General features: G+C 71.6%; 22 protein-coding genes and 2 pseudogenes. 11 read left to right on the forward strand and 13 right to left on the reverse strand.

Annotated features, from left to right (window positions below; genetic code table 11):
• Positions 1-113 precede the first annotated feature (113 nt).
• The 5 genes and pseudogenes from narI to FB157_RS06865 all read right to left on the reverse strand — a co-directional run.
• Positions 114-707, reverse strand: a pseudogene (gene narI / locus FB157_RS06840) (respiratory nitrate reductase subunit gamma); the annotation flags it as partial.
• 259 nt (positions 708-966) lie between these two features.
• Complete coding sequence (locus FB157_RS06850; RefSeq protein ID WP_145877020.1) at positions 967-2262, reverse strand: phosphatase PAP2 family protein; 1296 nt, start codon at positions 2260-2262, stop codon at positions 967-969.
• 311 nt (positions 2263-2573) lie between these two features.
• Positions 2574-3404 carry a TIGR04222 domain-containing membrane protein gene (locus FB157_RS06855; RefSeq protein ID WP_145877022.1) on the reverse strand — a complete coding sequence of 277 codons (831 nt, stop codon included), beginning with the start codon at positions 3402-3404 and terminating at the stop codon, positions 2574-2576.
• A 262-nt stretch (positions 3405-3666) separates the two neighbouring features.
• Positions 3667-5268: a M4 family metallopeptidase gene (locus tag FB157_RS06860; RefSeq protein WP_145877024.1), complete on the reverse strand. Its 1602-nt coding sequence runs from the start codon at positions 5266-5268 to the stop codon at positions 3667-3669.
• Between the two features lie 180 nt (positions 5269-5448).
• Positions 5449-6429 (reverse strand): LysR family transcriptional regulator, encoded by a 981-nt coding sequence (locus FB157_RS06865; protein ID WP_186581383.1) that lies wholly within the window; start codon positions 6427-6429, stop codon positions 5449-5451.
• Positions 6430-7727: 1298 nt separating this feature from the next.
• Here FB157_RS06865 and FB157_RS06875 point away from each other — a divergent pair.
• The gene (locus FB157_RS06875) at positions 7728-8576 is read left to right on the forward strand and encodes a class I SAM-dependent methyltransferase (protein ID WP_222440916.1); all 849 of its coding nucleotides are present in this window, start codon (positions 7728-7730) and stop codon (positions 8574-8576) included.
• A 198-nt stretch (positions 8577-8774) separates the two neighbouring features.
• On the opposite strand, the gene FB157_RS06880 is transcribed toward FB157_RS06875, so the two are convergent.
• From FB157_RS06880 to FB157_RS06890, 3 genes are all read right to left on the reverse strand, one after another.
• The gene (locus tag FB157_RS06880) at positions 8775-9338 is read right to left on the reverse strand and encodes a hypothetical protein (RefSeq protein ID WP_186581384.1); all 564 of its coding nucleotides are present in this window, start codon (positions 9336-9338) and stop codon (positions 8775-8777) included.
• A gap of 3 nt (positions 9339-9341) precedes the next feature.
• Positions 9342-11051: a cytochrome c oxidase subunit I gene (gene ctaD / locus FB157_RS06885; protein WP_145877029.1), complete on the reverse strand. Its 1710-nt coding sequence runs from the start codon at positions 11049-11051 to the stop codon at positions 9342-9344.
• A gap of 229 nt (positions 11052-11280) precedes the next feature.
• Entirely contained in the window at positions 11281-11745 is a 465-nt protein-coding gene (locus FB157_RS06890) for a pyridoxamine 5'-phosphate oxidase family protein (protein WP_145877031.1), read from the reverse strand.
• A gap of 347 nt (positions 11746-12092) precedes the next feature.
• Between FB157_RS06890 and FB157_RS06895 the strand changes: the two genes are divergently transcribed.
• On the forward strand, positions 12093-13673 hold the full coding sequence (locus FB157_RS06895) for an alpha/beta hydrolase (RefSeq protein WP_145877033.1): 1581 nt from the start codon (positions 12093-12095) through the stop codon (positions 13671-13673).
• Between the two features lie 26 nt (positions 13674-13699).
• On the opposite strand, the gene FB157_RS06900 is transcribed toward FB157_RS06895, so the two are convergent.
• Complete coding sequence (locus FB157_RS06900) at positions 13700-13918, reverse strand: hypothetical protein (RefSeq protein WP_145877034.1); 219 nt, start codon at positions 13916-13918, stop codon at positions 13700-13702.
• A 903-nt stretch (positions 13919-14821) separates the two neighbouring features.
• Here FB157_RS06900 and iolC point away from each other — a divergent pair.
• The 7 genes and pseudogenes from iolC (at position 14822) to FB157_RS06935 (ending at position 20536) form a co-directional block, all read left to right on the forward strand.
• Positions 14822-15796, forward strand: coding sequence for a 5-dehydro-2-deoxygluconokinase (gene iolC, locus FB157_RS06905; protein ID WP_145877036.1), 975 nt, complete (start codon positions 14822-14824; stop codon positions 15794-15796).
• A 4-nt stretch (positions 15797-15800) separates the two neighbouring features.
• A complete protein-coding gene (locus tag FB157_RS06910) occupies positions 15801-16673 on the forward strand; it encodes an aldolase (protein ID WP_145877038.1) in 873 nt (290 codons plus the stop codon).
• Positions 16670-16903, forward strand: a complete 234-nt coding sequence (locus FB157_RS06915; RefSeq protein ID WP_385172354.1) for a hypothetical protein — start codon at positions 16670-16672, stop codon at positions 16901-16903. Before FB157_RS06910 ends, FB157_RS06915 begins: the two co-directional genes overlap by 4 nt.
• Positions 16900-18783: a 3D-(3,5/4)-trihydroxycyclohexane-1,2-dione acylhydrolase (decyclizing) gene (gene iolD, locus FB157_RS06920; protein WP_145877039.1), complete on the forward strand. Its 1884-nt coding sequence runs from the start codon at positions 16900-16902 to the stop codon at positions 18781-18783. The genes FB157_RS06915 and iolD overlap by 4 nt, the downstream gene beginning before the upstream one ends.
• 13 nt (positions 18784-18796) lie before the next feature.
• A pseudogene (locus FB157_RS06925) lies at positions 18797-19284 on the forward strand (aldehyde dehydrogenase family protein); the annotation flags it as partial.
• Positions 19285-19652: 368 nt separating this feature from the next.
• Positions 19653-20126, forward strand: coding sequence for a MarR family winged helix-turn-helix transcriptional regulator (locus FB157_RS06930; protein WP_145877041.1), 474 nt, complete (start codon positions 19653-19655; stop codon positions 20124-20126).
• 62 nt (positions 20127-20188) lie between these two features.
• Positions 20189-20536 carry a tetratricopeptide repeat protein gene (locus tag FB157_RS06935; protein WP_145877864.1) on the forward strand — a complete coding sequence of 116 codons (348 nt, stop codon included), beginning with the start codon at positions 20189-20191 and terminating at the stop codon, positions 20534-20536.
• Positions 20537-20633: 97 nt separating this feature from the next.
• On the opposite strand, the gene FB157_RS06940 is transcribed toward FB157_RS06935, so the two are convergent.
• The 3 genes from FB157_RS06940 to FB157_RS06950 all read right to left on the reverse strand — a co-directional run bounded on the left by FB157_RS06940 (position 20634) and on the right by FB157_RS06950 (position 23523).
• On the reverse strand, positions 20634-21563 hold the full coding sequence (locus tag FB157_RS06940; protein ID WP_145877043.1) for a M56 family metallopeptidase: 930 nt from the start codon (positions 21561-21563) through the stop codon (positions 20634-20636).
• A gap of 6 nt (positions 21564-21569) precedes the next feature.
• Positions 21570-22001 carry a BlaI/MecI/CopY family transcriptional regulator gene (locus FB157_RS06945; RefSeq protein WP_145877045.1) on the reverse strand — a complete coding sequence of 144 codons (432 nt, stop codon included), beginning with the start codon at positions 21999-22001 and terminating at the stop codon, positions 21570-21572.
• A 115-nt stretch (positions 22002-22116) separates the two neighbouring features.
• Positions 22117-23523, reverse strand: coding sequence for a PepSY domain-containing protein (locus tag FB157_RS06950; RefSeq protein WP_145877047.1), 1407 nt, complete (start codon positions 23521-23523; stop codon positions 22117-22119).
• 133 nt (positions 23524-23656) lie between these two features.
• Between FB157_RS06950 and FB157_RS06955 the strand changes: the two genes are divergently transcribed.
• Entirely contained in the window at positions 23657-24301 is a 645-nt protein-coding gene (locus FB157_RS06955; protein WP_145877049.1) for a peptide deformylase, read from the forward strand.
• Between the two features lie 8 nt (positions 24302-24309).
• Here FB157_RS06955 and FB157_RS06960 read toward each other — a convergent pair whose 3' ends face one another.
• Positions 24310-25740, reverse strand: coding sequence for an NAD(P)/FAD-dependent oxidoreductase (locus FB157_RS06960; protein ID WP_145877051.1), 1431 nt, complete (start codon positions 25738-25740; stop codon positions 24310-24312).
• 197 nt (positions 25741-25937) lie between these two features.
• Here FB157_RS06960 and trxA point away from each other — a divergent pair, with 197 nt between their 5' ends.
• The gene (trxA, locus tag FB157_RS06965) at positions 25938-26312 is read left to right on the forward strand and encodes a thioredoxin (RefSeq protein ID WP_145877053.1); all 375 of its coding nucleotides are present in this window, start codon (positions 25938-25940) and stop codon (positions 26310-26312) included.
• The last annotated feature ends 77 nt before the right edge of the window (positions 26313-26389 follow it).

Here is a 26389-nt window from a genome sequence, read left to right on the forward strand (position 1 = left end):
GTCGCGATCCAGAGGGGCGCGACAACTGACTTGTCTACAGCACCAGTTGCCCGTTAGGAAAATTCGTCGTCCCGATCGGACGGCTGACGGGCCGAAGCTGCCAGGAGCCGCGGTCAGCGGCGGGCAGTGGCACGGCCGCGGGAGCGGTGGACGACGTAGGGCCGGGCCGCTTGGCCGAGGGGCAGCGCGAAGGCGTGGACGAGGCGACCGAACGGCCACAGCGCGAAGAGGGCCAGGGCGAGCAGCGCGTGCACCTGGTGGACGAACGGTGCGTGCGCCATTGCGGTGAGTCGGGGTCGAGGGTGAACAGGCTGCGGAACCAGACGGCGACCCCGAGCCGGTAGTCGTAGGGGTTGGTCGCGGACGAGACGGTGGCGGTGAGCCCGGCGAGCAGGACGAGGGCCAGGAGCGGGTGGGTCAAGCCGTCGCTGCGGCTGGTCGCGCGGCGCACGGCGGGCACGCGCAGTCGGCGGTCCAGCAGCACGCCGAGGCCGGTGACGGCGGCGACGCCTGCCGTGCCGCCCATGGTCAGGGCCACGGCGTGGTACTGCTCCTCGCCGATCCCGAGGAGCCGGGTGAGTGCCTAAGGGGACGAGCAGGCCGATGACGTGGCCGCCGATGACGAGGAACAGCGCGTAGTGGAAGAGCGGGCCACCGATGCTCAGCAGCCGGGACTCGTGCAGCTGGCTGGAGCGGGTGGTGAAGCCACCCGGACAACCGCCGCGGGGTCGTGCTGTGCCTCACCGACGCGGGCCAGGAACTCGTGGAGAGCGTCCTCGGCCACCGTCGAACCGAAATCCGCTCGCTGGTCGAACGTCTGCCCGCGCAGGAGCACGCCGGTCTCGTACCTGCGCTCAGGGCGCTGACCGCAGCCGCAGCCGAACTGGACCTCGCAGTGGACCCGGTCGGCGAAGCCGGGCGCCTGGGCGGTGTGGTCGACGATCCGATCAACCCCGCCCCATGGATTCAGACCAGTTCGGGTTGTGGATCCGGTTGCGGCACCGGCGCGGCTTCCGGTTCCCACGCCCTGGTGGTTCGTACGTAGCCGTAGATCACCGAGCCCATCGCCAGAACGAGAAGCGGTCCGGACAGGTACGGGTGCTCGGCCATGTCCGTCGGCAGGAATCGATAGGACAGCAGGAGCACGGCGAAGACGGTTGTGCCGTACACGACCAGCCGGATTCCCGACCGGTCCCGGCCCTGGTCGAGCATGCGCAGAGCCGCCTCGATCGTGAGCGTGAACACCACACCGGCGATGAGGTCGGCGCCGTAGTGGTAGCCGAAGCCCAGCGTCGCGGTGAGCGTGGCGATCAGCCAGAACGCGCCTGCGAAGCGCAGAATCCGAGGGCCCTTGCGGGAATGGATGAAGATCGCGGTGGCCCACGCCGTGTGCAGGCTGGGCATGCAGTTGCGGGGGGTGATCGAGTCGTACGGCACCGGGTGCGGGGTACCGATCGCCGGTGGCGTGTTCGGCCACAGGTCGGCCACCGCCCACTGCACGCCGCCGGTGCCGGAGGCGCCCGGGCCGTAGGCGAAGACCGGTCCGACCACGGGAAAGAGCATGTAGACGGCCGGGCCGAGGAGGCCGATCACCAGAAAGGTGCGCAGCAGATGGTGACTCGGAAAGCGGCGCTCGGTCGCCACGTTGCGCAGCTGGTACAGCGCGACGACGACCGCGGCCACCGCGAGCTGGGCGTAGACCCACTCGAGGAGATGGGTGCCGACCGGGTCGGTGGCCCTGACCATCCGGCCCACCAGCCATGACGGGTTGCCCAGCGCGTGGTCGGCGGTCGCCACGTACGGGTCGAGCACCAGGGGGCGGGTCTTCGCCGTGATGAGCAGCCAGGTGTCGCCGGTCTTGCGGGCGGCCACCAGCAGCAGGCCCAGCCCGACACCCTTCAGCAGCAGGGCACGCTCCCGGCCGGTGCGGCGCGTGACAGCGACGACCGCGCAGCCCAACATCACCCACAACGCGCCACTGCCGAACGACTGGCCGTCGGGCGTCCTGGCGTCGACCGCCCACCGCACCAGTACGAAGACGACGTCGATGCCGATCGCGGCACCGGCCGCGATGAACCGCTGCCGCCAGGTGAGCACCACCATCATCAACGCGAGACCGGCGTACAGCGGCCCCGACTTGGGGGCTGTCACGACCCCTTTGACCTGGTTGGTGATCGGCCCCGGCAGGCCGTAGTGACGCGCGGCGATCTCCAGCGCGACCAGGAGTCCGAGGGCCGCCACACCCGCCGCCGCCCACAGCATCGCCCGCGGTTGACGCCACCCGGCGAACAGGGTTCTGCCGTCTATTCGCGAGAGGACCCGCGAGGATCTAGGTATCAATTGTTCGGCCGATTGTTAGATGTTGGTCATAGAGGTCGAGAGCCGATCATGCCATCGGAGCGGTGCCGGTGGCTGCGCCGGTTCCGGGCAGGGCGAAGGTCAGCCGAAACGTTGCCCTCGTCGGCCGACGGCCGACGGGCATGGGGGCGTGAGCGGTTTCACAGGTGGTCCGAAGGCCGAGGGCGAGGCGGCACTTCCGAGGCGCGGGGTCGGGCCGGGATCGTACGCCGAGGTCAGATGCCGCCGCCGAGGCCCGGGGCCTCCCTGATGTCCTCGGTCATGCGGTGGGACACGGGCCGGTCGACGGCCCTGTCCAGGGGAACGAGCCTGTCCCGGAAGGGGCCGCGGCGGGCGACGATTCCGAGCAGGACGGCGTCCTCGTCTGACAGGTCGTCGTGGGAGCGGGGAGCCCAGCAGGGGTGGCGGGCTTCGTGGTCCTTCAGGGCGGCCGGTCCCGCGTCGGTCAGCGAGCTGGAGCGGTACGGCTCCGGGTTCAGCCGCCACATGCCGACCACCAGGAGCAGCAGAGTGGCCCCGATCGGGACCAGACAGCTCCCGGGTTCCGGTACGGCGAGGCCGGTGGCGACTGCGCCGAGGATCCAGGCGAGGTTCAGGATGCCGACGAGGTGACCACGGGCCCGCTCGGCCGCGCCGTGCAGGGTGGGGCTGCCGATCAGGCCTTGGCCGGCCAGGCGGTCGCCGACGGCATTGATGACGGCGCTTTTGTCGAACCGGTGCATCCGCTCCCAGGACTCGCGGCGCGGCGCGAGGCCCATCACCTTGACGACCTCGGCCTCGATGTCGTCGCGCGGAACGGGGTCGGTGATGGTGAGGACCTCGTCCTTCGCCTCCAGACGGCCGGACAGCGCCATGGCGGCCAGCGCCGTCCGGGCGACCTGCCTGTGCCGGAAGCCGAGGTATGCCACCTCGTAGAGGGTCAGTTCCTCATCGGGCGGGCGGAGCGTGACCGGCGCGTTCACGATGCGTCGGTACCTGCGGCGGAAGCGTACGGAGAAGGCGGCGACGAGGGCGTACGCGGCAGTCAGCGGGACGATCCACCACACGGGGCCTCCAGCACGCGTCGCCGGCCCCCGGCCGGGCTCCGGCGCCTGTCCGGACGGGCGTGGTCCTTACATGCCCGCGCGCCGCACTCCTCATCCCGGCCGCGGGCTCCCGAACGTTCCGGGACTCCTCAGGATCCACTCGGCCCCGAGCGCCGGTGACGCGGCGCTCCGCGAGCCCGGACGACCGTGCATGCTCGGTCAGCATGCACCAGGTCCTCGTCGCCCGGGCCGGCTCCCGCGGATCGGGTGGTGAGCTTCGGTGTCAGCCGACGTTGACCGCGCTCCAGGCGGCGGCCACGGTGGCGTACTCGGGGCTGGTGGCGCCGTAGAGGTCCTTCGCCGCGTTCAGGGTCGCGGTGCGGGCGCCCTTGTAGTCCGTGGTGGAGGTCATGTAGACGGTCAGCGCCCGGTACCAGATGGCGGAGGCCTTCTTGTTGCCGATGCCGGTGACGGTGGAGCCGTTGTACGTCGGGCTGTTGTAGGTGATGCCGTTGATCGTCTTCGTGCCGCTGCCCTCACTGGCGAGGTAGAACCAGTGGTTGCCGACGCCCGAGGAGTTGTGCACGTCGAGCCGGCCGACCGACTTCGACCAGTAGTCGGCGGAGCGGCCGTCCAGGGACGGCTTGTCGAAGCGGCGCAGCCACGGCGGGGTGGACTGGTCGCTGAAGAGGTAGTCGGGGGTGTCGACCGGGTTGTTGGCGTACCACTCGACCATGGTGCCGAGGATGTCGCTGGTGGCCTCGTTCAGGCCGCCGGACTCACCGCTGTAGCGCAGGTTGGCGGTGGCCGAGGTGACGCCGTGGGTCATCTCGTGGCCCATGGTGTCGAGGTCGACCTGCTCGGGGTCGGTGGTGCCGTCGCCGTCGCCGGTCATCATGCAGAAGCAGGCGTCCGACCACTGGGCGTTGTCCCAGTTGGTGCCGACGTGGACGAAGACGGTGGCACCGCGACCGTCGTTCTTGATGCCGTTGCGGCCGAAGGTCGACTTGTAGTAGTCGAAGGTCTCCGCGGTGTTGACGTGCGCGTCGACGGCGGCGGTGGCGCGGTCGGCGGAGAACTTCCTGCCGTCGCCCCAGATGTTGTCGGCGTCGGTGAACAGGGTGCCGGAGGTGCTCTTCAGGGACGAGGACGCGATGTTGTGCGCGTCCTTGGTGATGTGCCCGCGCACCGGGTCGATCAGGGCGAAGGTGCCGTCGGCCTGCTGGGTGGTGTCGATGCCGACGTCGCCGGTGTACTCGGAGTGGCCGGTGCCGGTGGCCTCGTGCTCGACGTCGTAGTTCTCGATCGCCGCGCCGGTGGCGGCGTCGGTGACGAAGACCTCTCCGTGCGGCTGGCCCTTGTCGCCCAGGCCCTGCACGGTGGTGCGCCAGGCCAGGCGGGGGGTGCCGTCGGCGGCCCACACGATCAGTTCGGGGGTCGTCCTGGCGTTGCGCACCAGCCCGTGCGAACGCTTCAGGGCGCGGGCCGCGGTGCCCCTGGCGTCGACGGCGGGAGTGAGGGACTTGAGCGCCACCTTGTGGGCCTTGGCGCGACTGGACCCCTTGAGCGAGCCGTCGGCCTTCTGGTGGACGACGAAGTCGCCGCCGACGACGGGGAGGCCGTGGTAGGTCCGTTCGAAGCGGACGTGCTGGGTGCCGTCGGCGTCGATCACGACGTCCTTGACGTGGAGTCTCTGGCCCGCGCCGAAACCAAAGGTGTCGGCGTGCCGGGTCACGTTCGCCTTGGCCTGGGATATCGCCGTGTCGCGGACGGATATTCCGCCCCGCACGGCGTCGGTCTGCGAGTACGCAGGTACGGCCGTCGCGCCGGTGGTGATGACGCCGGCTGCGACCATCGCGGAAAGGGCAAGCAGAGGACGGGGCATGACGGGGTGATTCCTTCGCTCGTCGTGGGGTGACGACGTCTTCGGACGTTGGCTCGTCGTGGGGTGACGACGTCCTGGGACGTTGACGCGAAGTGTTCACCAGGTGACATGTTCCTGACGTGACTCCATCTGGGATATAGCCCCGGCGCTATAGGGCACGGGGAACCGTGGCCCGGCCGGTCAGGCGCCCTCGCCGAGGGCGAACTCCTCGCCCCCGTCCTGCCACCAGGCCAGGTACTGGGGCCGCTGCCGCACCAGCGACAGATAGGCGGCCAGGACACGCTCGCCGGCCGCGTCGGCGAGTTCGGGCGGAACCGACTCCGTGTTCCAGGCCAGCAGCAGCCGCCGGTGGAACGGGACGTCCACGAGCGGCCGCTGCACGGTGCCCTGGGCCGGGACGTCGGCGGTCGGCCACACCCCGCAGACGGCACGGCGGCCGGCGACCAGGATCTGCGCCACGGACAGATCCGGCGTCACATGGGCGATGCGCGGCGTGAATCCCGCCGACCGGCAGGTGAGATGAAGGTACGCGTGCACACCGCTCTCGTCGGCCTCCGGCATGACCCACTCCTCGCCCGCCAGCTCATGGAGACTCACCCTCTCCTGGCGTGCCAGCGGGTGGTCCTCGGCGAGCAGGACGAAGACCGGCTCGCGCAGCAGCGTGCGCGTCGCCACCGACTCGCCGACCGGCAGGGGGAAACCCGGGAACTCGCCGAACACCGCGAGGTCGCATTTCGACTGGCTCAGCGACTTCACCAGGGTGTGCACGGAGCGGCGGGCATCTATGGTGAGCCGGCGTTCCGGTACGAGTTCGAAGAGGGCGGAGACCAGCAGGGACACCAGAGGGCCGGCGGTTCCGCCGGCCCTCAGCGGCGCGGCGGCCTTTCGGTCCGCCTCGGCAGCCGATCGCGCGTACTCACGCAGCCGGTCGAAACCGACGACGAGGTCCCGGGCACAGCGCAGGACGTACTGTCCGTTCTCGGTCGGTTTCACGCCGTCGGCGCTGCGGATGAAGAGCGGGCCCCCCAGCTCCTGTTCGATCCGTTTCAGCTGAGCGCTCGTGGCCGGCTGGGAGAGCTGCAGCCGCGCGGCGGCCCTGCGGATGCTGCCGGCCTCGGCGACGGTGAGCAGGATACGGAGGTGCCGGAACTCGAGGTGCATGAACATTCCCCGCTCAGCGCGGGGGACCCATGCACCCCCCTTGACCAGCAGAACCAGCTGCCCGACGGCATGGTGACCAAGAGTCCGACGGACCGGCGAGGGCGGCAACCATGGGTTGGTAAAACATCCGTGCGAACGTCATGGCGCTGCACCGGCATTCACCATGCCGGTCCCATATGTCGGCGTGATTCACCGAGTTGCCCTCGGACGAAGGCGTCGGGTCAGGCGGAGCGCTGCGGCAGGCAGGTGCCGACCCGGGCGCGCACCGCCTCGACCTCCTCCCACTGTTCGGGTGTTCAGGAGCGCCGGCGCGGCGGGGAAGACGCCTGTCGGCTTCGAGAGCCTCGGCGTCATCGGCGTCATCGGTGTCATCGGGGGCCGAGACGGCAGGGGCGGTTCGTCCGCCACGTCCCCGAAGTGACCGACGCGCCGGGCGGCCAGGCACAGAGACGCACGCCGGGACGGGGGCGCGGCGGACGATCGTCCGGCCGTGGCCCTGACAGAGGCAGCGGGCCGGACGGTGACCGGACCGGGAGCGAGCCGCGCCTGCCCCGGCCTGTACACGAGGAGACGTGGCCGCGGACAGCGGGACCCGATGGTCCGTGGCCGCTCCTGGCCGGTCACAGGACAGCATCCCGGTGCCGCAGTCGGCGACGCCTGGGCCGATCGGTCCTACGATCACAGCCGACCGGCCCCTGACGGCGGCTCCGTACAGGGCCGAACGGCCCCTCGACGCAGGGGACTTCAGTCCGGGCGTGCGTCGCTCCGCCCCGGTGTCCGGCGGCCTCCGCATCGAGGCCGGCGGACGATCCGAGCGGGCCCGGTCGCTCCGTCGGGACCCGAGTCCCCGCGCTGCGGCGGAGGACGGGCCGGAAGGTGGCCGGGACAGCACCGTTCGGCCCCGGGACCGGGCCGGTGACGGCGCCCAGCGTGCGTGCCCAGGGAGAACGACAGGACCGCACGCCCATCGCAGCGGCGCGCAGGCGAGGGCCGGCCGCTGGCCGCCCGCAGGCTGTTGACCCGCCGACGCACGGCGTGCGGTCCCCGGAGCCGCGTACCTGGCGTGCCGCATGAGGCCGGCCGCCCCGCCCGGCGTGCCGCATGAGCCCGCCCCGCCCGGTGCGGCGTGATCGCCGTCCTCGCCCTGACCCGGTTCCGGCCGTACCGGAACGGCCTGCCGCGACCTGGCCGCCAGGTCGCACAGAATCGGGACGTTCGACTCAGTAAAACCGGAAACGCCAGAATTAGGATTCTCTGAGAAGCACGGAAAGGGCAGGCAGAGAGCGAGGCTTCACACCATGGCGACGACAGACCGGGGCCGGCCGCTCCCCAAGGACATGCCGAGACCCGGCGAAGGTCTCGACGCCTCCCGCGTGCCCGGCCACTTGCTCCTCGCGGGCCTGGGCAAACGCGTCCTGCGCCCCGGCGGCCTGGAGATGACCCGCTCGATGCTCGACGCGCTCGCCATCGGTCCCGACGACCGCGTGGTGGAGCTCGCCGCGGGCCTGGGAGCGACCGCCCGGCTCACGCTCGCTCGCGCTCCCGCCGCCTTCACCGCCGTCGACCGCGACGCGGCCGCCGTGACGTGCCTGGGTGCCCTCACGGCTGCCGGACCCACCGTGGTCCGCGTGGTGCGGGCGGATGCGGCGGACACCGGCCTGCCGAGCGCAAGCGCCACCGTGGTGTACGGCGAGGCCATGCTGACCATGCAGCCCGAACCCGCCAAGCGACGCGTCGTACGGGAAGCGCGCCGTCTCCTTGTCGACCCGTCCGGTCGATACGCCCTCCACGAGATGTGCCTCCTGCCCGACGACATCGATCCGGGGCTCGCCCGGCAGATCGCCGCCGAGCTGCGCGAGGCCGTCCATGTCGGTGCCCGGCCGCTCACCCCGGCCGGCTGGACCGATCTGCTCGCCGCCGAGGGTTTCACCGTCACTGCCCGCACAACGGCACCGATGGCCCTGCTCGAACCGCGCCGAGTCCTCGCCGACGAAGGACTGATCCGTGCCCTGGGCATCGCCGGCCGCGCCCTGCGGCACCCGGCGGCGCGGCGGCGTGTGTTGTACATGCGCAGCGTCCTGAACCGTCACCGGGACCACCTGGGCGCGATCAGCCTGGTCGCCGTGCCTGCCTCTTCCGCTCAGTGAGCAGCAAGGAGAAGCCCGGGACCGCCGCCACCCTGAACCAGGACCTGGCCGCCGAGCTGCCCCTGTCCGCGGACGGCACGCTCAGCCGCGTCCTGTACCGCGACGACGGGCTGCGCGTGGTCGGCTTCGCGTTCGCCGCCCGTCACAGGCGTGTGGACCGGTGCACCCGACGGCGGAACGGCGACCGTCGGCGCCGTGTCACCGACGGCGTCCGCTCGCGTCGGCACGATGGCGACGAAGCACCCGCCCGGACGCTGCCGCGACGGCGAGAAACAGCACGACGATCGTGGTCGGCACGCCGGCGACCACCCATCCGGCCGCGCCCTGCCCAGGCCTCACGACCACCATGGCTGCCGCCGCGGCCACGGCGGCCGCCGGCCCGAAGCCGACGAGCACGGCAACGACGGCCGTTCGGACGGGTTCGGTGTCAGCCGGTTGCCGATCGTCGCCCAACTCCGCCCACTGGTACGCGGCCTCGCGCGACTCGCGGCTGCGCTGCCAGGACGCCCGGACCCGAAGGCCCAGCGTGACGACGGCGCCGGCCACGGCCGCGCCGGAGGGTATCCACCATGCTTCCGAGACGAGCAGCAGCACGGCGACGACCCCGACCGTGGCCCAGCCGCCGAGGCAGGCCGCAGCCGCCCTGCGGCAGGACAGCGGCCGGTCGGCTCCCGCCCTCAGGTCGGCCAGCGCCGGCAGATACCAGACGCAGCCTGCCGCGGCCACCGTGGCGGCCCCCAGTGCGAGTACGGCTTGGGCCATGGTCTACTTCGCCACCTCGAGCGCGGCGATCTCAGGGTGGTGCAGGTCGAACGCGGGAGACTCGCTGCGGATCTGCGGGAGGGAGACGAAGTTGTGGCGGGGCGGCGGGCAGGAGGTCGCCCACTCCAGCGAACGGCCGTAACCCCACGGGTCGTCGGCCTCCACCCGCTCACCGTACTTGGCCGTCTTCCAGACGTTGTAGAAGAACGGCAGGATGGACAGGCCGAGCAGGAACGACCCGATCGTCGAGACGGTGTTGAGCACCGTGAAGCCGTCGGCGGCCAGATAGTCGGCGTACCGGCGGGGCATGCCCTCGGCGCCCAGCCAGTGCTGGACCAGGAACGTGGTGTGGAAGCCGGCCGTGAGGGTCCAGAACGTGATCTTCCCGAGGCGTTCGTCGAGCATCTTGCCGGTGAACTTGGGCCACCAGAAGTGGAATCCGGCGAACATCGCGTACACGACGGTTCCGAAGACGGTGTAGTGGAAGTGCGCCACGACGAAGTACGAGTCGGAGAGGTGGAAGTCCATCGGCGGGGAGGCGAGTATCACCCCGGTCAGGCCGCCGAAGAGGAACGTGATCAGGAAGCCGGTGGTCCACAGCATCGGAGTCTCGAAGGACAGCGAGCCCTTCCACATCGTGCCGATCCAGTTGAAGAACTTCACCCCGGTCGGCACGGCGATCAAGAACGTCATGAAGGAGAAGAAGGGCAGCAGCACGCCGCCCGTGACGTACATGTGGTGCGCCCAGACCGTGACCGACAGACCGGCGATGGAGATCGTCGCGGCGATCAGTCCCATGTAACCGAACATCGGCTTGCGGGCGAAGACGGGGACGACCTCGGAGACGATGCCGAAGAACGGCAGTGCCAGGATGTAGACCTCGGGATGGCCGAAGAACCAGAACAGGTGCTGCCACAGCAGCGCCCCGCCGTTGGCCGCGTCGAAGACGTGGGAGCCGAACTTGCGGTCCATCTCGAGCGCGAACAGCGCGGCCGCCAGGACCGGGAAGACGATCAGGACCAGCAGAGCGGTCAGCAGCACGTTCCAGGTGAAGATCGGCATCCGGAACATGGTCATGCCCGGGGCACGCATGCAGATGATCGTGGTGATGAAGTTGACCGCGCCGAGGATCGATCCGAAGCCCGACAGCGCCACACCCATGATCCACAGGTCGGCGCCGAGCCCCGGTGAGTGGACGGCGTCCGAGAGCGGGGCGTAGAGGAACCAGCCGAAGTCGGCGGCGCCTCCAGGAGTCAGGAAGCCGAAGGCCGCGATCGCGGAGCCGAACAGGAAGAGCCAGTAGGCGAGCATGTTCAGCCGTGGGAAGGCGACATCCGGGGCGCCGATCTGAAGCGGCATGATCCAGTTGGCGAAGCCGGTGAACAGCGGCATCGCGAACATCAGCAGCATGATCGAGCCGTGCATGGTGAATGCCTGGTTGAACTGCTCACCGGACATGATCTGCAGGCCGGGCCTGGCCAGTTCCGCGCGCATCAGCAGCGCCATCACGCCACCCACCATGAAGAAGGCGAACGCGGTGACCAGGTACATGGTCCCGATCCTCTTGTGGTCGGTGGTCGTCAGCCACTCCGCCCACGACGGCCGTCCGGCCGAGGCCCGCTCCGTTCGCCCGGTGGTCCCTGCGGCTGTCGAGAACACCGATGTGTCTCTCGGCCGCGCGGCCGTCATCTGCTGTTCCTGCGTCTCGTCCACCGGACGGTGCCCTTCCCTCGTGTCATGGAGACAGCGAGCCGGGAAGTGCCGTGGATGCGGGTGTGGACCTGGCTCCTCTCCCGGCCGCCGCATCATGATCGCCGGAGGGGCACCTGGCCCGGATAGGGCCGAACAGTCCCCGATCGTCCGCCCGACGGGGTCCAAGGGTCCCCCCCTCGCTCCCCTCGCTCCCGTCGCTCCCGTCGCCCAGGGCGTCGAGCGGCGAGAGTCACGGTCCGGCGTGTCCTGGCGAGCGGCTGGAGAGATGCGAGCCGTACAGCGTGCGGCCGCCGATGAGTTCACGTCCGGAGACCAGTTCAGGCTCGATCCGTACGAAGACTTCCTCGGGCGAGGGAACCCAGGAACGTGGGCCGGTCCGTTCCAGGCGGTCGATCTCGGCCCGGTCCGTGACGATTTCCGCGCGGCCCGTCACGACGACGCTCCAGCCGGAGTGCGTGTCCGCGTCGGCCGCGTCCGCCTCGAAGGCGACGACCACACCGTCGACCGCGTGGGCCAGGTCCGAGACCGCCGACGTACGCAGCAGCACCGCTCCGTCGTGGTCCAGGCTGAAGTTGACGGGCAGGACCGCGGGCAGCGCCTGCCGCGTGTGGACGACGCGGCCGATCGGTGCAGTCGCCAGCAGCCACAGGCACTCGTCACGATCAAGTTCGCGGAAGCCATCGTTCGGGTACATGAGTCAGCCCGTCTTTCGCCCGGTGGAGGGGGGATTACCAGCCATGCTGAGTCCGGGGGCGGCCATGCGGTGAGGGTCCACCGGCCCCGTCGTGACCGGAGACCGGCCCGATGACGCGGCGGTGCGGCGGTGCGGCGGCACGCACCGGTGTCGTCGACGAGGGTGCAGCAGCGCGGCCGACCCTGCGCGGGGCGGACGGTGATCAGGCCGTTCGGGTTCTCCTCCGCACGTCTTGTTCCGTGTACTCCGCGAGTCGTAGCAAGACGGCCCCGCAGATGGATTCGCCGGTCTCCATGGATACGAAATGGTCGTACCTTCCCGGAAGTTGACGGAAAGGAACGACCATCGTGCGGATAGGACGCATTGCGCCCTTGCTCGCCGTGGGGGTCACGGCAACGCTGGTCCCCGCCCTCGCCCCGGCTCAGGCATCCGCGGCGGAACCGCTGAAGAGATTCGAGAGCCAGAGGCCCGCGTGGCACAGATGCGACACGTCGCTTCCTGCCGCGTACCAGTGCGCGACGATCAAGGTCCCGCTGGACTACAGCCGCCCCGGCGGCGAGACGATCAAGCTGGCCGTCTCACGCCTGAGGACCAGCGTCCCGGGCAAGCGGCACGGCGCGCTCCTCCTCAACCCCGGTGGACCGGGCGGCGAGGGCCTGGACATGCCGGTCATGATGAAGGACGTGATGCCGAGGAAGGTCCGCGAGCAGTACGACCTCATCGGGTTCGACCCGCGTGGCGTGGGCCACAGCAGCCCGGTCACCTGCGGCCTCACGGACAAGGAGCAGAACACCGAACATCCCTACCATCCGCAGACGTTCAGCAATGACGTCAAGTGGGCCCGGACCGTCGCCGACAAGTGCCGTGCCAGGAACGGCGACCGGCTTCCGTACATCACCACCCGCAACACCGCCCGCGACATGGACGTCATCCGCGGCGTTCTGGGCGAGAAGAAGGTCTCCTACCTCGGCTACTCCTACGGCACGTACCTGGGCGCGGTCTACGCGCAGATGTTCCCCGAGCGGACCGATCGCTTCGTGCTGGACAGCGCGGTCGACCCCGCACGGGTCTGGCGCGGCATGATCCAGGTCTGGGCGGAGGGCACCGAGCCGGCGTTCACCCGCTGGACGAAGTGGACCGCGCAGCACAACCGCACCTACCGGCTCGGCGACACCCCGGCCAAGGTGAGGAAGAGCTTCTGGGACCTGGTCGCCCGGGCCGACCGCACGCCCATCGACAACGGTGGTGAGAAGGTCACCGGGGACGACATCCGGTCCTCTCTGCGCTCCGCGTTCTTCACCCCCAAGTACGCGGCCGAGGCGGTCGTCGACCTCAAGAGGGCCGCCGGCGGCCACGCGGTCTCCCACCGCTCCCCCGCGCCGCACGATCAGCGGGTACCGCGCCGGTCCGGGGCTGCCGCCGCGCAGCCGCCGGCCGACAACGGCGCCGCCGCCTTCTGGACCGTGGTCTGCGGCGACACCTCGGCCTGGCCGCGCGACCCCGAGCAGTACCGGCGTGACGCGGTCCAGGACAAGGCCAAGTACCCGCTCTACGGCGACTTCGGCTCCAACATCACGCCCTGCGCGTTCTGGGACAAGCCGGCCGAGCCCGTCACGGCGGTGGACAACAGCGTCGGCATACTCACCGTGCAGAACCAGTGGGACTCCCAGACGCCCCTGGTCAGCGGTCTCGGCATGCACCGCGCACTGAAGGGCTCGCGGATGGTGTACGTCAAGGGCGGCGAGGGCCACGGCGTCTACGCGAGCGACCCGGGCTCGTGCGCCGAGCGCGCCGTCAACGCCTATCTGAGCAGCGGAAAGCTGCCGGCACAGGACGTCACCTGCAAGCCGTCCGGCCGACAGGGCCCCGGCGTGAACCAGCGCATCGTCCCGATGCCGCGGAACACACCGCAGGGACCCCGCTTCTGACGCACCTCGCTGAGGCGTGTGCCGCCCTACCTCGCCTGGTGGACACCGGCCCGGGCGGCGCACCGTGACGGCCGACGGCCGGGCGCCGGGATCTGCGTGAAGCAGGGCCCGGCGCGCAGCCGGTGGTGGGTCTGCCGTACGACCGGCTGCCGGTGGCCGTACGGGGTTCGGGCCGCCCGGCCCGTGGGCGAACCGGTGGGCAGGGCACGGCCGACCGCCTCCAGAGCGAGGGCGCGGGACGCCACGTCGGGCACAGGACGCGGGAGGCACACTCCAGCAGCAGGGTCGCCACGGTCAGTTCCAGGTGGAGGCCGGGCAGCGCGTGCGCCGCGGTGCTGGGGCGCGGGCCGGTGCAGGCCACGGTGAGCCGGGCGTGCGCCCAGTCGACGAGGGCGGCCGTCATCTGCCGCCCGTCGGGGTCTCCGGCCGTCTGGAGCACGGCGGGCAGGCCCAGGCACCGCCTCCCCTCCGCGCCGTGGAGTAGGCCCGGCCTTCCTACATCGAAGCGGCAGCCACCCCCGGCACCGAGCGGCAGCCGTCCCCGGCACCGAAGCAGCACGCACCAACCCCGGGCACCTGAGCAGCCGCCGGCCCCTGCGCCGGAGCACTCCCTTCACCGGGCACCGAAGCAACTCCCGGGCAAACGCCGGCTCCGTGCCCACCCCGGACGCCGCCCCTCGCCCCGGCACCGACGCCGTAGCAGCCGCCGGATCGGCCCCCACCCAGGCACTGTTCCCTCGCCCAGGCACTGTTCCCTCGTCGGTCGCCTCCACCGCGGCGCCCTCGGCGGAAGACCCTTCCCGCACCGGGACCGGCGTCTCACCCGAGCCCCAGCCCCCTCTCCCCCACCCTCGCCCGGCGCCCGGCGCCCGCGACGAGGGCCCGGGCGGCGCCTGCCGGGCCCACTCGGCCCTGATGATCCTCTTCGGTCCGGGCGCCGAGTTCGGCCGTCTGCCGGCCGGGGTCGTCGACCGCGCCCGTCGCCGAGGCTCCGCACCTCGTTCCTATCAGGCCACGTAGCAACATTCTATTGACATGACATTTGTGGGACGGCATCGTACTGGCCTTAGAGCGCGCGTTTAAAGCGCTTCAAGCACTCGTCCGCCCCCACCGCCTCCGGGACGGTCGGAGCGAAGGGAACCAGCCTGATGCCATTCGAAGTGCTGACCATGGGCCGCGTGGGAGTGGATGTGTATCCGCTTCGGACAGGTGTGGGGTTGGCGGAGGTCACGTCGTTCGGGAAGTACCTGGGTGGCAGCCCGACGAACGTGGCCGTGGCCGCCGCGCGGTACGGGCACAGCTCGGCTGTGATCACGAAGACGGGGCGGGATCCGTTCGGTGCGTTCGTGCGGGCCGCGCTGGAGGGGTACGGCGTGGACGGCCGGTTCGTCGGTACGTCGGAGGTCGCACCGACGCCGGTGACGTTCTGCGAGATCTTCCCGCCGGACGACTTTCCGTTGTACTTCTACCGGCTGCCCAAGGCGCCCGACCTGGACATCCGGCCGGGTGAGCTGGATCTGGAGGCGGTGCGGGGCGCGCGGATCTTCTGGATCACCGGGACGGGCCTGAGCGAGGAGCCGAGTCGTTCGGCAACCCTGGCCGCGCTCGCGCATCGGGCCGAGGCCGGGACGACGGTCTTCGACCTCGACTGGCGGCCGATGTTCTGGAAGGACCCGGCCGAGGCCCGTTCGTACTACGGGGAGGCCCTGCGGCACACCACCGTCGCCGTCGGCAACCTCGACGAGTGCGAGGTGGCGACCGGTGAGCGCGAGCCGTACGCGGCCGCGAAGGCACTGCTCGCCGCGGGGGTGGAGCTGGCCGTGGTGAAGCAGGGCCCGAAGGGTGTCCTCGCTATGGACCGGGACGGCACGGCGGTCGAGATCGCGCCGGTGCCGGTGGACGTGGTGAACGGCCTGGGCGCGGGTGACGCTTTCGGCGGCGCGCTGTGTCACGGGCTGCTGTCCGGCTGGGACACCCGGCGCACGGTCTCCTTCGCCAACGCCGCCGGCGCCGTCGTCGCGGGCCGGCTGTCCTGCTCGGACGCCATGCCGACCGAGGCCGAGGTCGACGCCAAGCTCCGCGAGGCATCCCTCGTCCCCACCTCCACCGAACGAGAGGCGTGAGCACGTGTCGTCCCACGACGTGAGCCGGATCGTGTCCGCCCGGGTCGGTGACCCCGGTGCCATAGCGGCAGCGGCCGTTCGCCGCGTCCGGGCGACCTCGCCGCTGGGTGAGCACGGCAAGGCGATGATCATCGCCGCGGACCATCCGGCACGGGGCGCCAACGGCGTGGGCGGTGAGCCCACCGCCATGGCGGACCGCTTCGAGCTGCTGGAACGGCTGTGCACCGCCCTGGAGCGCCCGGGCGTGACGGGGGTGCTGGGCACTGCCGACATCCTGGAGGACCTGCTGCTCCTCGGCGTCCTCGACGGCAAGAGCGTGTTCGGCTCGATGAACCGGGCCGGCCTCGCGGGGTCGGTGTTCGAGATCGACGACCGGTTCACCGGCTACGACGCCGAGACCATCGCCGCCATGGGCTTCGACGGCGGCAAGATGCTCACGCGCATCGCCCTGGACGATCCGGCCACTCCGAACGCCCTGATGGACACCGCCCGCGCCATGAACGAGCTGAACGACCAGCAACTCATCGCCATGGTCGAGCCGTTCATCTCGTCCTGGCAGGACGGGAAGATCCGCAACGACCTCTCCCCGGACGCCGTCATCAAGTCGATCACGATCGCGTCGGGGCTGGGCCGGCGTACCGCCTACACCTGGCTGAAGCTGCCCGTCGTCGACGACATGGAACGCGTACTCGCCTCCTCCACGCTGCCCACGCTGCTCCTCGGCGGCGAGGTCACCGACCCTGCCGCGGCCTTCGCCTCCTGGGGGCGGGCCCTCGAACTCCCCGCCGCGCAGGGCCTGGTCGTCGGCCGCTCCCTGCTCTACCCCTCGGACGGCGATGTCGCCGGCGCCGTCGACCGGGCGGTGAGCCTGCTGTGACGAGCACGAGCAAGTACCACCTGCCGAAGGGAACTTCGGCCGACGGACCCTACGGCCTCCTGGTCACGCCCGAGTCGGCGGGCCGGGGACACCCCGGCCTCAGGATCCTCACCCTGAGGCCGGGCGAGGCGCACACCCTGTCCACCGGCGACTCGGAGTTCCTGGGGCTGCCTTCGACCTGGGACTCCCAGGACACCGACGACCGGCCGCCCTTCGGAGAGAACGAATGAACACCGTACGACTGACCACTGCCCAGGCTCTCGTCCGCTTCCTGGCCAACCAGTACAGCGAGCGGGACGGGCAGGAGCAACGGCTGATCCCCGGTGTGTGGGGGATCTTCGGGCACGGCAACGTCGCCGGGATCGGGCAGGCGCTCCTTCAGGCGGCCGTCACGCAGGAAGCCGATCTTCCCTACTACCTGGCGCGCAACGAGCAGGGCATGGTGCACGCCTCGGTGGCGTACGCCAAGATGCGCGACCGGCTGGCGACCTTCGCCTGCACCGCCTCCACCGGCCCCGGCTCCACGAACATGATCACCGGTGCGGCCCTCGCGACGACCAACCGCGTTCCGGTGCTGCTGCTGCCGTCCGACATGTTCGCCACCCGCGCCGCCGAACCGGTCCTGCAGCAACTGGAGGACACCCGCGGCGGGGACGTCACCGTCAACGACGCCTTCCGCGCCGTGTCCAAGTACTTCGACCGCATCTCCCGGCCCGAGCAGCTCATCCCGGCCGCACTGGCCGCGATGCGCGTGCTCACCGACCCGGTCGAGACCGGCGCGGTCACGTTGGCACTGCCGCAGGACGTGCAGGCCGAGGCCCACGACTGGCCGCTCTCCTTCTTCCGGCGCCGGGTCTGGCACGCAGGCCGCCCGGTGCCGGAACCCAGCGCGGTCGAGCGGGCCGCACGGCTGCTGCGCAACGCCGAGAAGCCTCTCATCGTCGCGGGTGGCGGCGCCGTGTACTCCGGTGCCGAGACCGAACTGCGGGCGTTCGCCGAGGCAACGGGCATCCCGGTCGCCGACACGCACGCCGGCAAGGGCGCCGTGCCCTGGGATCACCCCTGCGCCGTCGGAGGCATCGGTTCCACCGGCTCCTACGCGGCCAACGAGCTGGCCCGCGAGGCCGACGTCGTCCTCGGCATCGGCACCCGCTACAGCGACTTCACCACCGCCAGCCACACCCTCTTCGCCGACCCCGACGTCACCTTCGTCAACCTCAACGTCGCCCGCCTCGACGCCGTCAAGCACTCCGCCGAACCGCTGGTCGCCGATGCCCGCCTCGGCATCCAGGCACTCGCGGGAGCGCTGACGGACTGGGAGGTGTCCGCGGACTACCGGGCTCACACCCGCCGACTCGTCCGCCGCACGCGGGAGATCGAGGAAGAGTGCTTCGCTGCGGACCGCAACTCCGGTGAACTGCCCGCTCAGACCCAGATCCTGGGCGCGCTCAACGACGTCCTGGGCGACCGCGACGTGGTCGTCAACGCGGCCGGCTCCATGCCCGGCGATCTGCAGCAGCTGTGGCGGGCCCGCGACCCGAAGGCCTACCACGTCGAATACGCCTACTCCTGCATGGGCTACGAGGTGGCCGCCGGCGTCGGCGCCAAGATGGCCGACCCCTCCCGCGAGGTGGTCGTCCTGGTCGGCGACGGCTCCTACCTCATGATGGCCCAGGAGATCGTCACCATGGTCTCCGAAGGGCTCAAGGTCATCATCGTCCTCGTCCAGAACCACGGCTTCGCCTCCATCGGCGCCCTCTCCGAATCACTCGGCTCCCAGCGATTCGGCACCAGATACCGCTACCGCAACGACGACTCGGGCCTCCTCGACGGCGGCGTCCTGCCCCTCGACCTCGCCGCCAACGCCTCCAGCCTGGGTGCGGACGTCCTGCACGCCACCAGCGTCGAGGAGTTCCGCTCGGCGATGGAGAAGGCCAAGGCCGCCGACCGCACCACCGTCGTCCACGTCGAGACCGACCTCCACGGACCCAACCCGCCCGCGCACGGCTGGTGGGACGTCCCCGTCAGCGAAGTATCCGCCCTCGACTCCACCCGCGCCGCCTACGAGACGTACGGCGTCCACAAGCGGACCCAGCGCCACTACCTGTAAGGCACCCGCTCCCGTGAACACCCTTCCCCACTGGATCAACGGCTCCCCCACTGAGGGCTCCGCCATCGCCGCGCAGCCGGTTCTCAACCCCGCCACCGGGCAAGAACAGGCCGGGTGGTGCTCGGGGGCGCACTCGACGTGGACACCGCCGTCCAGGCCGCCACCGCCGCCTTCGAGAGCTGGTCGGAATCCTCGCTGACCCAGCGCACCCAGGTGATGTTCGCCTTCCGCCGGCTCCTCGTCGAACACGAGGAAGAACTGGCCAGGATCATCTCCGCCGAACACGGCAAGACCGTCGACGACGCACGCGGCGAAATCGTCCGTGGCCGCGAGGTCGTCGAGTTCACCTGCAGCCTCGGCGCTTCGGCGGGCAAGCGCGTCCAGGCCCTCGGCGGCGCCAAGAACCACGCCGTGGTCCTCCCCGACGCCGACCTGGAGTTCGCCGCGAACCACATCACCGCGGGCGCCTACGGTTCGGCCGGCGAGCGCTGCATGGCGGTGCCGCGAGGGTCGGCGAGTCCGGCCAGCGCCTTCGCCGCCGCCACGCGCGGCCCGTCGTTGAGGTGGGGGTCGACGGCGAGGGTGTGCAGGGCGTCGGCGCGACGAGGGTGAGGAACCTCTCCAGCTCAGGACGTGTCGGGTACCTCGGCAACGGTCCCGTGCGCCGCGGCCTGTTCGACAGTCAGAAACTCCACCGGCACAAGCGGACCGTAGTCGGCCGCGGGAACGCCCGGCATGCCTTCCGCGAACTCCTGCGGATCTCACAGCCGGCGCGCCGGCCACCCGTGATCAATCTCAGCGGCACTTTCTGTACCGCAACTGCCCGCACCCGTACCCGGACCGCCATAGTAGCCATGTACAGTATCTTCATGAGCGAGACTTCCGAAGGGGCCACCCCCGGTTTCCTGGTGTGGCGGCTGTCGATGAAGTGGCGGGTCGCCGTCGACCGGGCGGTGGCCCCTCTTGGCCTCACCCACGCCCAGTACTCGCTGGTGGCGTCGCTGTACGGCATGCAGCGCTCCGGCGAGCGGCCCAGTCAGCGACGGCTCGCCGACCACACCGGCCTGGAGGCGCTGTACGTCTCCAAGCTGGCCCGCAGCCTGGAGTCGGCCGGGCTGCTGGAGCGCGCCAAGGACCCGCGCGACCCGCGGGCGGTGCAGCTCGCGCTCACCGAGGAGGGCCTGGAGACCACCCGGCGGGCGATCGACGTCGTCCAGGGCCTGCTGGCCCAGCTGCTGCAGCCGCTCGGCGGTCCGGACAGCGCCCGGACCCGGGAGCTGGCCCGCGACCTGACCGCCCTGCTGGACGCCCCTCTGGACCCGGCCGCCCTCGCCCCACAGTAGTGGAATATTGAACTACCGCGTGCCGTTGTGGCCGTCGAAGGAGGTCACGAGTGGAGACGCAAGTGGAGACCACGTACTACGACCACGGCACCCCCGCCGAGCGCTGGGAGCGCGCGCAGCAGTTCTTCGCCGCCCAGGACTACGCGGGCGCCGCACGGGTGCTGGCCGGCCTGGTCGAGGAGGTGCCGGAGCAGACCGGCCCCCGGCTGCTGCTGGCCCGCGCCTACTACCACTCGGCCCAACTGCGACGGGCGGAGGCCGAGTTGCGGCTCATCGTGGAGCGCGACCCGGTGGAGCACTACGCCCGGCTGATGCTGGGCCGCACACTCCAGCGCCAGGCCCGGCACGACGAGGCGGACCAGCACCTGCGGATCGCCTCGGCGCTCGCGGGAGACTTCCCGCAGGAGTGACACGACGTACGAAGGGCCCGGTTCCCGAGGGAATCGGGCCCTTCGCACGTCTCGGACCGGCCGCCCTGTCCTGTACGTCACCGGTGCTCTCGCGAGGTCACAGCGGGGCCGTCGCGTTCAGGATCAGGAACAGGGTGACGGCCGAGTTCGCCGAGGACATCGCCGACACCAGGGTGCCTGCGGCGGCGCCCCAGGCGGCCAGGCCGACCGAGGTGAACGCCGAGGGCCAGGAGCGGGCCACGGGGGCGGGCGCCAGCAGGGCGGCCACCCGGCGCGGCACGGGACCGGTCGCGGCGAGCGCGGCGAGGGTGGGCGCCGGGGTGCCGTGGGACAGCAGCGCCGCCCTGCCGATCGCCCGGGCGACCGTACGCCGGTCGCCGACCGCGCGGGCCGCCTCCTCGTCCGCCCAGCGCTCGGCCGTGTAGACGACGGCGGTGCACAGCGGGCGCAGGAACGGGTTGGCCCGGGCTGCCAGCTGGGCGGCGAGCAGATGGCGGTGGTGGCGGGCAGCCAGGTGGGCGCGTTCGTGGGCGAACAGGGCGCGCCGTTCGGCGGGGGCGAGCCCGTCCAGCAGCGCGGTGGTGACGACGACCCGTCCCCGGCCGCCGGGCAGGGCGTAGGCGTACGGCGCGCTGTCGGGCAGGACGGCCACGGTCGGTCCGGGCAGGGCGGCCAGGGCGCGGTGGGCCCGGCGGGTGACCCGGTGATGGCGCCACAGGGTGCGGGCGCAGGCGGTGGCGACCACCGCGAGGGCGGGGATGGCGGCGCGGCCCGCGACCTCGTCGTGCGGGACGGCGGCCCGTACCTCGGGGTCGGACCAGCCGTCCGGGAGGGGGTTGCCGGGCAGTTGGGCGGTGCCCACGACCATCAGCAGGGCCAGACAGAGCGTGCTGCACACGGCCATCACCACGGCGACCGTGGTGAGCAGCCGGGTGGCGGTGCGCGGGTGCAGGTGCACCTCGGCGAGCCGGGCGACCGGCCAGGCGGACAGCGGCAGCACCAGCGGCAGGAAGACGAAGACCCCCATGGGCGGTCAGTCTTCCGTACCGCCGTCGCCGGTGCGCGGGGTGTTCCCGTTGTTCACCGAGCCCGGCCCGGCGGACTCCAGCAGCGCCCGCAGCACCTGTTCGTCGCCGGGCGGCAGGGCGGTGACGAAGCTCGCCAGGACCGCCTCGCGGTCCTGTTCGCCGTCCAGCAGACGACGCATGCGCAGCGCGGCGAGCCGGGCCACGTCGGCGGTGGGCGTCCACAGGAAGGAACGGCCCTGCCGTTCGCGGGCGACGACGTCCTTGGCGAGCAGCCGGGTGAGGATGGTGACGACGGTGGTGTAGGCGAGGTCGCCGCCGAGGCGCTCCTGCACCCAGGCGGCGCCGACCGGCCCGTCCGCCTCGCGCAGCGCGCCGAGGACCTGGCCCTCCAGTTCGCCCTGCCCGCGCCGCCGGACCCGGCCGCCGTCCCGCACCATGTCCCGCACTCCCCTGTTTCGTCGCCCGGTTCGCCTCCGGGGCGCCGGAGTCGGTGCCGAGAGCCCGATGGTGCTCACTTCCCGCACCGGCATCGGCGTGTCGGACCACGCTACTTCACGCCGGCCGTGCCCCGTACGTGCGGCGACCGCGGCGGTGCGCGATCTCGCCGAGGACGATGTCGACGGCGATGAATCCGGCCAGCGGTATGCCGAGCAGCGGCACGAAGTAGCCGAGTACGGCGATCACGGCGAGGGCCGGTACCAGGAGGTACGGCGGCACCTGTGCCCAGGCGCCGCGCGGGACGGGCCGGCCGAAGGCGGAACCGCGGCCGCGCTGCCACCACATGCGGTAACCCCACACGACGAGCAGGATCAGGGCGAGCGCGAGCAGGGCGAGGGCGATCTGGTTGGCGATGCCGAAGAGGACGCCGGTGTGCAGGTCGATTCCCCAGCGGGTGAGCTTGGCGAGCACCGGGTAGTCGGCGAACCGCAGTTCGTCGGTCACCTTGCCGGTCGCCGGGTCGACGGCGACGGAGTCCTGCTTCTCCGGCCAGCTGCGCTGGACCTGCCTGACGACGTAGGCGCTGTTCGCGTCGGCGGGCGGCACGATCTCCACGGGGTCGCCGAGCCCCTCGGCCCAGGCCGCCGCGAGCACCTTGTCGAGGCCGGCCCCGTGCCCGGCGTCCCCGCCGGTGCCGGCCGCCGTACCGTGGCCCGCGTGTTCTCCGCCGGCCGCGGCCGCGGAGACGGACGGGGTGGCCTGGCCCAGCGAGGTGCGCAGTTCGTCGATGTTGGCGCCGGCGTATGTCGACCAGGTCAGGCCGGTCGCCGACAGGAACAGGAACCCGGCGGCGGTCCACACGCCGACCGTGCCGTGCAGGCCGAGGGTGCGGCGCCGTCCGCTGGTCCCGCGCACCTTGCGCAGGGCGCGGCGCCGGGAGAACCAGAGCACCAGGCCGCCGCCCGCGATCACCCACAGCCAGCTGGCCGCGAGCTCGCTGTAGAGCCGGCCGGTGTCGCCGAGGTGCAGGTCGCGGTGGAGTTCGTCGATCCAGGTGCGCAGCGGCAGCGCGCCGGTCGAGCCGTACTGTTCGAGAGCACCGCGGACCTTCCCGGTGGCGGGGTCCACGAACACGGCGAGGGTGTGGTCGGGGGCGACGCCCTTGACGCCGGAGAGCAGCACCCGGGTGGTCGTGCCGGGCTCGGGCGCCGGTCGTATCGCCGAGACGGTTCCCTCGGGGTGAGCCTTGCGGGCGGCGGCGACCTGGGCGGAGAGGGCGAGTTCGCGGTCCCCGGCGGGAACGGTCAGTTCATGGTCGTACACGAACTTCTCGGCCTGGAACGAGCCCGCGTACAGCAGGCCGGTGACGGCGGCGACCAGCAGGAACGGGGCGACGAGCAGGCCGGCGTAGAAGTGCAGGCGCAGCACGAGGGGGCGCAGCGGGGCCCAGCGGCCCGGGGAGGGGGCCGGGGCGGGCGGTCTGGGTGTCTCGTCGGTGGCGGGCGAGGCGGCGGTGGACATCGGCTGGCTTCTCCGGGGGACTCGGGTCGGAAGCGGGGCGGTCCAGTAGTCGGATCGCGAAGGACCCGGGTTCCCCGGAGTGTTGGTGTCCTGTGCCACAGGGTGCGGCAGGTGGGCATGGCATCCTGACGCGATGGCACCTCCCAGTGATCGCGCCCTTCTCGCCGAGCGGGTCGAGGAACTCCTCGCGGCCGGCGGCCCCTTGCCCATCGTCGCGGCCGGACTGCCGGTCCTGCGCCAGGGCACCGAACCGTACGACGGTCAGCTCGGTCCCGCTCTGCTGGACCGCTTCGTGGAGGCCCTGCGCGTCACCATGCACGCGGCACCGGGCGTGGGCCTGGCCGCGCCGCAGGTCGGCGTACCGCTGCGGATCGCGGTGATCGAGGACCCGGCACCGGTGCCGGAGGAGGTGGCGCTGGCCCGGGGCCGGGTGCCGCAGCCGTTCCGGGTCCTGGTCAACCCGTCGTACGAGCCGGCCGGCACCGCCCGTGCCGCGTTCTTCGAAGGCTGTCTGAGCGTGCCGGGCTGGCAGGCCGTGGTGGCCCGGCACGCCGAGGTGCGGCTGCGGGGCCAGGACGAGCACGGCCGTGAACTGGACGAGGTGTTCACGGGCTGGCCCGCCCGTATCGTCCAGCACGAGACGGACCACCTCGACGGCCTGCTCTATCTCGACCGTGCCGAACTGCGTTCCCTGTCCACGAACGAGGCGGTGGCTGCCCGCTGGGGACAGCCCACCCCGCATCCGGCGGCCGAGGCGCTGGGCTTCGAACTGCCCTGAGCGGGACGTCAGTTGTCCCGGTAGGCCTCCATCAGCCGCAGCCACACCTCGCTGAGTGTCGGATACGACGGCACGGCGTGCCACAGCCGGCCGACCGGGACCCGGCCCGCCACCGCGACGGTCGCCGAGTGGATCAGTTCGCCGACGCCGGGACCGACGAAGGTGACACCGCGCAGGATCTCCTCGTCCAGGTCGACCACCATGCGGGCGCGGCCCTTGTAGCCGTCGCCGTACAGGCCGGCGCCGGCGACGGAGGAGAACTCGACGTCGACGGCGCGGACGCGGTGGCCGGCCTGCTCCGCCTCGGCGAGGGAGAGGCCGACGGCGGCGGCCTCCGGGTCGGTGAAGACGACCTGGGGCACGGCGTAGCGGTCGGCGGTCGCGGCGTGCGCGCCCCAGGGCTCGTCCAGCAGGGGCTCGCCCGCGGCCCGGGCTGCGATGGCGGCGCCCGCGATACGGGCCTGGTACTTGCCCTGGTGGGTGAGGAGGGCACGGTGGTTGACGTCGCCGACCGCGTACAGCCAGTCGGTGCCGTCGACGCGGAGGCTGTCGTCGACGTCCAGCCAGGAGCCCGGCTGCAGGCCGACGGTGTCGAGGCCGATGTCGTCGGTGTGCGGGACCCGGCCGGTGGCGAAGAGGATCTCGTCGGCCTCGAGGCGGTCGCCAGCGTGGGTGACGGCCACGACGGTGCCGTTCTCGCGGGCGACGGACTCGACCGAGGTGCCGGTGCGGACGTCGACGCCCGCCTCGGCGAGGGCCTCGGCGACCAGTTCCCCGGCGAACGGCTCCATCCGGTTGAGCAGGCCCTTGCCGCGGACCAGGAGCGTGACCTGTGAGCCGAGCGCCTGCCAGGCCGTGGCCATCTCGGTGGCTACGACACCGCCGCCGACCACGATGAGCCGGCCGGGCGCGGCCTCGGCGCTGGTGGCCTCGCGGCTGGTCCAGGGCCTGACCTCGGCCAGTCCCGGCAGGTCGGGCAGCTGGGCGCGGGTGCCGGTGCTGACGGCCACGGCGTGCCGTGCGGTGAGGGTCGTGACGGTGCCGTCGGGTCCGGTCACGGTGACCGTGCGGGGGCCGGCGAGGCGGCCCTGGCCGCGGTACAGGCCGGCGCCGATGCCGTCCAGCCAGCGGACCTGGCCGTCGTCCTTCCAGTGCGAGGTGTACTCGTCCCGGCGGGCCAGGACTGCGGGTGTGCCGAGGGGACCCTGGACCGCCTCGGCCAGTCCGGGCAGGCGGCGGGCGTCCGCCTGGGCGATGACCGGCCTGAGCAGCGCTTTGCTGGGCATGCAGGCCCAGTACGAGCACTCGCCGCCGACCAACTCGCTCTCCACGACCGCGGTGGTGAGGCCGGCCGCACGGGTGCGGTCGGCGACGTTCTCCCCCACGGGCCCGGCCCCGAGCACCACGACGTCGTACGCGATGGATTCCGTTTCCGTCATGGGGTCAGTCTGGTGCGTGGTCGGCTCGGGGGCCACACGGGTAGGCGCACGGGAGACGGCAGTGCACGCACGGGACACAGCCGTGCACGCACGGACCAGGCATGGAACGCGCCCGGGACAGGGATGGAATAGGCAACCGCGTCGCCGTGTTTCCGCCGTCGGCACAAGCCCCCACACCAGGAAGAGGGAATCACGCCATGAGCAGCACCGTGGAGCTGACCAAGGAGAACTTCGACCAGACCGTCACCGAGAACGAGTTCGTCCTCATCGACTTCTGGGCCTCCTGGTGCGGGCCGTGCCGTCAGTTCGCGCCCGTCTACGAGAAGGCCGCCGAGGACAACCCCGACCTGGTGTTCGGCAAGGTCGACACCGAGGCCCAGCCTGAGCTGGCCCAGGCCTTCGGCATCCAGTCGATCCCGACGCTGATGATCGTCCGGGACCAGGTCGCGATCTTCGCCCAGCCGGGCGCCCTGCCCGAGGCCGCCCTCACGGACGTCATCGGACAGGCCCGGAAGGTGGACATGGACGAGGTCCGCAAGACCATCGCCGCCCAGCAGGCGCAGGGCGAGTGACGCCCAGGCGGTTGCTCTGTCGTTGACCGCGAGCAGGCATCGCGGTCACGCCTGTCCGGGACCCTGACCGCAGCCGG

The organism is Streptomyces sp. BK340 (assembly GCF_007827595.1).
Lineage (GTDB): Bacteria > Actinomycetota > Actinomycetes > Streptomycetales > Streptomycetaceae > Streptomyces.

Coding starts and splice junctions, on each gene's coding strand:
- FB157_RS06850 (WP_145877020.1), bottom strand. CDS start 2,262: ATGCTGTGGGCGGCGGCGGGTGTGGCGGCCCTCGGACTCCTGGTCGCG.
- FB157_RS06860 (WP_145877024.1), bottom strand. CDS start 5,268: ATGCCCCGTCCTCTGCTTGCCCTTTCCGCGATGGTCGCAGCCGGCGTC.
- FB157_RS06865 (WP_186581383.1), bottom strand. CDS start 6,429: ATGCACCTCGAGTTCCGGCACCTCCGTATCCTGCTCACCGTCGCCGAG.
- FB157_RS06875 (WP_222440916.1), top strand. CDS start 7,728: ATGGCGACGACAGACCGGGGCCGGCCGCTCCCCAAGGACATGCCGAGA.
- FB157_RS06880 (WP_186581384.1), bottom strand. CDS start 9,338: ATGGCCCAAGCCGTACTCGCACTGGGGGCCGCCACGGTGGCCGCGGCA.
- FB157_RS06890 (WP_145877031.1), bottom strand. CDS start 11,745: ATGTACCCGAACGATGGCTTCCGCGAACTTGATCGTGACGAGTGCCTG.
- iolC (WP_145877036.1), top strand. CDS start 14,822: ATGCCATTCGAAGTGCTGACCATGGGCCGCGTGGGAGTGGATGTGTAT.
- iolD (WP_145877039.1), top strand. CDS start 16,900: ATGAACACCGTACGACTGACCACTGCCCAGGCTCTCGTCCGCTTCCTG.
- FB157_RS06930 (WP_145877041.1), top strand. CDS start 19,653: ATGAGCGAGACTTCCGAAGGGGCCACCCCCGGTTTCCTGGTGTGGCGG.
- FB157_RS06940 (WP_145877043.1), bottom strand. CDS start 21,563: ATGGGGGTCTTCGTCTTCCTGCCGCTGGTGCTGCCGCTGTCCGCCTGG.
- FB157_RS06945 (WP_145877045.1), bottom strand. CDS start 22,001: ATGGTGCGGGACGGCGGCCGGGTCCGGCGGCGCGGGCAGGGCGAACTG.
- FB157_RS06950 (WP_145877047.1), bottom strand. CDS start 23,523: ATGTCCACCGCCGCCTCGCCCGCCACCGACGAGACACCCAGACCGCCC.
- FB157_RS06955 (WP_145877049.1), top strand. CDS start 23,657: ATGGCACCTCCCAGTGATCGCGCCCTTCTCGCCGAGCGGGTCGAGGAA.
- FB157_RS06960 (WP_145877051.1), bottom strand. CDS start 25,740: ATGACGGAAACGGAATCCATCGCGTACGACGTCGTGGTGCTCGGGGCC.
- trxA (WP_145877053.1), top strand. CDS start 25,938: ATGAGCAGCACCGTGGAGCTGACCAAGGAGAACTTCGACCAGACCGTC.